We start from the raw sequence: 5,451 nt of genomic DNA on the forward strand, positions 1-5,451 counted from the left end.
CGCTTTTTTCCATTATATGTAATGTTAAATTATTCTGCTTCTTGAGTGGAACAAGGGGCAAATCCTTATTAAAAATAAGCATCCCGTTAGTGTAAGTGTAATCCCTCACATTTAAGAGTAAACCATTATATAAAAATAAAAATATAAACTATACCTAAAACTAGCACAATAAGTGGAACGATATATTCCTTTGAGTTCTTATGAAACTTCCAATCCATAAATGACTGAAAACCAAGTATTAGCGTTATAAAGATGGACCAAAACCATTTCATAGAATTATTATCCGACAAATCCAAAGCGATAATAACAGTAAGAATACCGATAAGCCCAAATATACCCATCCCAATTCGGTAAACATTCTTACCAGCCGTTTCCGATATTTTTTTCTTTTCTTCTCCAATAAGCAACTTCCTTAAAAGGTTGTAGGAAATAGCGATAAATATTGCTAATATAGGAGTTGAAATACCCACTACAAAATCCCCCTCAAATCTATTCTTATTACATTAACGCAACCCTTTACTTGAAGATAGCTTTACTTTTTATCTCGTATTTCTTCTAAAATTTGTATTACTCGATTATTTTGTTGTTCAATTGATTTTAGCCTTCTCTCAATAATACTCGATGAAAAGAAAACAATAAGCAAGATTGCGATTCCGACAATATCCAAATTTAATCCCCCAATGATTTATATATTTGTTCCCAATAAGCTCCCGTTAATGTAAGAAAGAAATGTTAGTTATTAGATTGAACATATATAAATGTTTTTCTAACTAGGAATAGAGTTAATATCGGAATAAAGATATAAATTCCTATTTTAACAACGTCTGCATATGCCATTGTAAAACCTATTATAGTGATAATTAGTGATACTAAAAGTAAAACCTTAACAGTCGGTCTAGACACATTCTTGAACCCTTTATTTTTCTTTTCCAATTGCCATACTACCAACCTAGAACTAATCCTACTAAGAAGAGCAATAAATAAGTTAAATACACCTAATCCCTCCAAGAGTAATAAATTATGTTGCTTATAGACTATAAAAAACCGCAGGAAATGAGGTTTAAAGTAAGGCTATATTTCAAAAGGGATATAATCTCTTTTTCTTAAAAATTCATCTATAAGGAAAAATAATAATGCAATGAAAGTAGCTATAATCATTAATGGACCGAGAAAAAAGAAAGAAAGCAAACCGAATCCAATATGCACTAAAAAAGAAAGATAGAAACGATATTTCTTAACATTTGCTGTTATTAAATCTGAGAATAACGAAACAGGTATTCCATAAATAAAGCTTCCCAAAAAGCTATATAAAAATATAAGAATAATGACAGTAAAATCCATATTTGGTTCCGTCATTAATGCCTTTATATCAAGGATGAACAACAAAAAGGTAAAAAACAAAGAAGTATAAAGTGCAACTTTACTCTTTCTAATTACGAGTGGAGTTTTGTAAAGATTTTTTCTTACCCGTGGTAAAAAAGTTAGCCCAACAATTCCTAGAATAACTTTTATGTGTATAGATTCTACGCCTACCCAGATTATGAAATAGATTAGTGTAAAAACCGATGAATATAAAAATAATTTATACAATGCTGACCCTCTTTTTTATTTTAAATTATAACAAAAATGAGTTAATTATAAATGAAGTTTATTGGGCAGTTCGACCAAACTGTCCATCAAGTCTTCTTCAGCTAACCCTGCCATTTAATGCAACAAGAGGCAACTCCTTATTGCAGATAAGCCCCGGTTAGCTTAAGTGTACTCTTTCACATAGTAAATATTAGCTTGCCGTCTCAGAGAGTGGTTTTTTAGAGCAACAGTCATAGATTGATACTTTCTACGACTGTTCTCTATTCAATCCATCTTTTATATACATATCATTTTTTAACTACAATAAATCTAATTTAATCTACTTTCTTTGCTAATTCGGAAAAAAATTCATCAATTGTAAATTCTCCTGTAAACCCAGATATACCGCTAACAGCCTTATTATTTTTTATTGGAATTACAGATTCTTCACTTAATTCATAATAATACCCATTTTCTCCTCTTTGTTCTATAAATAAAATATATCTTCCTCCATTTTCCACATAATTTAAGGCTTGATGTAATTTAATATCTTGAGGTACATTGTCAGTAAGTGTTTTTTCAACTTTAAGTGTAGCGAGTTGGGATTCAAAACCTTCATCATCAATTGATTTTTCAACATCTTTAACTTTAACGAGTGCTATAGTAGATGAGCTATCGATAATGTCTTCAATATCTAAAGATGCCCAATCTGCTGTACTTTCTGTATCCGTTGTGGGGTCTATTAAATTATCTTCTGTCTCATTACTACTACTACAAGCTGTTAATAATCCTATTGCTAATAAAAATAAAAAGATTACCAAAAACCTTTTTTTCATGGTTAATTCCTCCCTCTTTAATTATTCTTATAGATGTTTAAGTCACTTCATTTTGAAACCTTCTTTAAAGAGTAGACGTAATTTCTCTATAGTAGTTACATTTCTTAACCGTTCCTTATTACACATAAGGTCCCGTTAGTGGAAGATAGCTTTATTTTTTATCTCTTATTTCTTCTAAAATTTGTATTACACGATTATTTTGTTTTTCAATTGATTTTAGCCTTCTCTCTATAATACTCGATGAAAAGAAAACAATAAGCAAGATTGCGATTCCGACAATATCCAAGTTTAATCCCCCAATGATTTATATTATTAAATAGCCATGTAATCCGATAGGAGCTGTACCCTTGTTCCAGATAAGCTCCCTTTAGCTGAAATAGACAAATAATAGTTCCGTAAAAAAGACAACTGCAACAATTAAGTAGGCATAGCCGAGTTTCTTGTCACCGTCTTTTTCTTTAACCTTTTCTATTCCAAACAGTAAAAACATTAAAGCTAAAAACGAAGAGATTATATTCATCGAAAGGTCAATACTATCAATAAAAAAATGGTAAAAACCTGTAATCGATACTCCAATTGCAATAATTAAATTTAATTTTTGTAATAATTTCAAATAATCGTCTTCCCTTGTTTAACATTCCTGCCACATTAGCAGAAAAGGGGTAACTACATCAACAACTCCTTCTTGTTATAAAGCCACCCGTTAGCACAACAAGCGATTTCAATTTTTAATAATTGAAATATAACTATGTATTATTTAGTTACAGAAGTGAATTAATTCGCCAACCTATTCCCTCTATATATTTTAATTCTACGATCTCTTCTTCAAATTCCCCTGTATCACCAAGAGGTACATTAAGATTTAATTTTATTGTTGCCTTTGCTAACTCGATACTTTGATAGTTAGCTTTTCCCCATTCTAAAATACTGCCTCTATCTGCAATAGGTTGTGTCAACATACCCTTTATTTCTACAATGTTTAATTCATTTATTACTTCATTAACAACTTCTTGTGTGAAAGTTTCTGTGAGATAAACCGTAAGCCTTTCGTCAGTGTTCAAATCCTCACCTAAATATCTATACATTTCTCCGTTGTATTCTACGGTTTCGACCTCTTTAATATCTCCCCCGCTTTGAACATGGAAAAATCGTTCTTTTCCATTAGTGAGGAGCGTTTTAATATCGTCTTCTGATACTTCACCATCTCTATATTGGGATTCTTCCGATTGTAGAAGTTCATCTAACTTGTCTTTAATATCAGCAATCTCTGTTTCCATTTCAATATGTCCCTCTATTAAATCTTGATTTTCTTGCTTTAGAGTTGAAAGATCTTCTTCAGTAGCCTCTTCATTACTACATCCTTGAAGAGCAATTACAATATTTAAAAAAACGCTTAAATATATAATTTTTTTCAATCTCTTCACTCCCTTCAAAAAATCTGAACTTTCTTGTTAAACTTTTTCTCCCCGTTAGTTCAACAATATTCACTTACTTAATGAATTCTTATTTTCTTAGGTTTGAGTGTGCGAATCACTATCTTTAAAACTTCCTTATACACCAATAGCTAAGCCTAACAACATAATTAAGAACCCTATTACTAGCAAGTTATTAAGTACTGGATCTACGTCAATATCTTGGACACAAAAAAGTTAATTTTCTAACTGAATAAATTCTAGAAATTAAAAGGCTTGACAAGGAGCCTCTGTGAGCATAGATTTTCATGCCAGGAAAGCAGTTTATTTAAAAACATGCTGGCAAGCCAAGTGAGGCTATCATGCTCACTTCTCCATGTAAAGCCGGCTCTCCATTCTGTCTATGCTGCCACGTGCACATTTAGTTCATTTTCAAGTTCTTGTGGTGTTTTATAAGCAATACTACCGTGTATTCTTTTGCGGTTGTACCAACCTTCAATATATTTAAACAACTCAATGTTTGCAGAGTTGAAATCTAAGTATCTTACATGGTTTACTTCTTCTTTCTTTAAGATCGCATGGAATGATTCAATACAGGCATTATCATAAGGGCAACCCTTGCGACTAAAGGAATGGTCCATTCCATACGATTGTATGCGCTGTCTAAAATCTTCACTGGTATATTGTGATCCCAAGTCAGAGTGAAACACTACTCCATCATTGGGTTGTTGTGTGATATAAGCATTGTCCAAAGCCTTTAATACTAATTCTGTTGTCATCGAGCGTGAGAAAGCATAACCAATAATCTTCTTCGTGTGTAAATCCATCACAGAAGCTAAGTAACACCAACCATCTCTTAACGTGTTAATGTACGTAATGTCTCCAACCCACTTTTGATTTATATTTGTGGTGTTAAAGTCTTGTTTTAATATATTGTCTCTTTCAATTACTGTTTCTTTGCTTGGTGTAGGTCTAAATTTCTTAACAATGATAGAACGGATACCAGCCTTTTTCATTAGGCGCTGTACACGCTTGATACTTACGTTATAGCCTTCTTTTTTTAGAGATTCATAGATTTTATGTGCTCCATAACGCTGTTTACTTTCTGCATGAATATCCTTTATACGCTCAGTTATTTCTCTATTTTCACGATCACGATTAGACTCCACATGCTTTTTCGTTTGATAGTACGTGCTTTTGGACACACCTAAAACATCACACATTTGTTTAACAGAGTGATCATCTTTATGAGCATCGATGACAGTGGTTAGTTCAGCAAGTGTTACTTCTTCGCGAATATGGCCATAGCCTTTTTTAAAATGTCATTCTCCTCCTGCAGCTTAAGCATTTGCTTTTTCATCTTAGCAATTTCATCAGCTGTAACAGTGTCACCATCTTCTGTTTTAATCGGAGAGAACTTCTTAATCCATGCATAAATAGTTACTTCAGATACGCCATATTCGCTGCTTAAGTCTTTAGCTGAACTTCCAGAATTATAAAGATCTACTATCATTTTTTTAAAATCTTCATTATATTTTTTGCCTGTATTTTTGTTTCCCATACGGACACAACCTTTCTTCTATATAGTGTAACAAATCTATAGAAACTTAACTAAGGTGTGTCCATGAAACTAT

8 protein-coding genes are annotated in these 5,451 nt (G+C 32.0%); all 8 read right to left on the bottom strand.

Annotated features, from left to right (window positions below; genetic code table 11):
- Nucleotides 1-125: 125 nt before the first annotated feature.
- The gene (locus NYQ66_RS10645) at nt 126-470 is read right to left on the bottom strand and encodes a DUF4181 domain-containing protein (RefSeq protein ID WP_259869363.1); all 345 of its coding nucleotides are present in this window, start codon (nt 468-470) and stop codon (nt 126-128) included.
- Nucleotides 471-532: 62 nt separating this feature from the next.
- Nucleotides 533-667 (bottom strand): hypothetical protein, encoded by a 135-nt coding sequence (locus tag NYQ66_RS10650; RefSeq protein WP_259869365.1) that lies wholly within the window; start codon nt 665-667, stop codon nt 533-535.
- A gap of 404 nt (nt 668-1,071) precedes the next feature.
- Nucleotides 1,072-1,590: a hypothetical protein gene (locus NYQ66_RS10655; RefSeq protein WP_259869366.1), complete on the bottom strand. Its 519-nt coding sequence runs from the start codon at nt 1,588-1,590 to the stop codon at nt 1,072-1,074.
- Between the two features lie 314 nt (nt 1,591-1,904).
- The gene (locus NYQ66_RS10660; RefSeq protein ID WP_259869367.1) at nt 1,905-2,405 is read right to left on the bottom strand and encodes a putative periplasmic lipoprotein; all 501 of its coding nucleotides are present in this window, start codon (nt 2,403-2,405) and stop codon (nt 1,905-1,907) included.
- Between the two features lie 151 nt (nt 2,406-2,556).
- The gene (locus NYQ66_RS10665) at nt 2,557-2,691 is read right to left on the bottom strand and encodes a hypothetical protein (protein WP_259869368.1); all 135 of its coding nucleotides are present in this window, start codon (nt 2,689-2,691) and stop codon (nt 2,557-2,559) included.
- 81 nt (nt 2,692-2,772) lie between these two features.
- Complete coding sequence (locus NYQ66_RS10670) at nt 2,773-3,018, bottom strand: hypothetical protein (protein WP_259869369.1); 246 nt, start codon at nt 3,016-3,018, stop codon at nt 2,773-2,775.
- 148 nt (nt 3,019-3,166) lie between these two features.
- Nucleotides 3,167-3,820: an IseA DL-endopeptidase inhibitor family protein gene (locus NYQ66_RS10675; protein WP_259869370.1), complete on the bottom strand. Its 654-nt coding sequence runs from the start codon at nt 3,818-3,820 to the stop codon at nt 3,167-3,169.
- Nucleotides 3,821-4,218: 398 nt separating this feature from the next.
- A protein-coding gene (locus tag NYQ66_RS10680; protein WP_259869372.1) for an IS3 family transposase occupies nt 4,219-5,378 on the bottom strand; the annotation gives its coding sequence in 2 pieces (ribosomal slippage) (nt 4,219-5,135 and nt 5,135-5,378; 1,161 coding nt in all).
- Nucleotides 5,379-5,451 lie beyond the last annotated feature (73 nt).

This window comes from Aquibacillus koreensis, from assembly GCF_025154055.1.
Classification (GTDB): domain Bacteria; phylum Bacillota; class Bacilli; order Bacillales; family Amphibacillaceae; genus Aquibacillus_C; species Aquibacillus_C koreensis.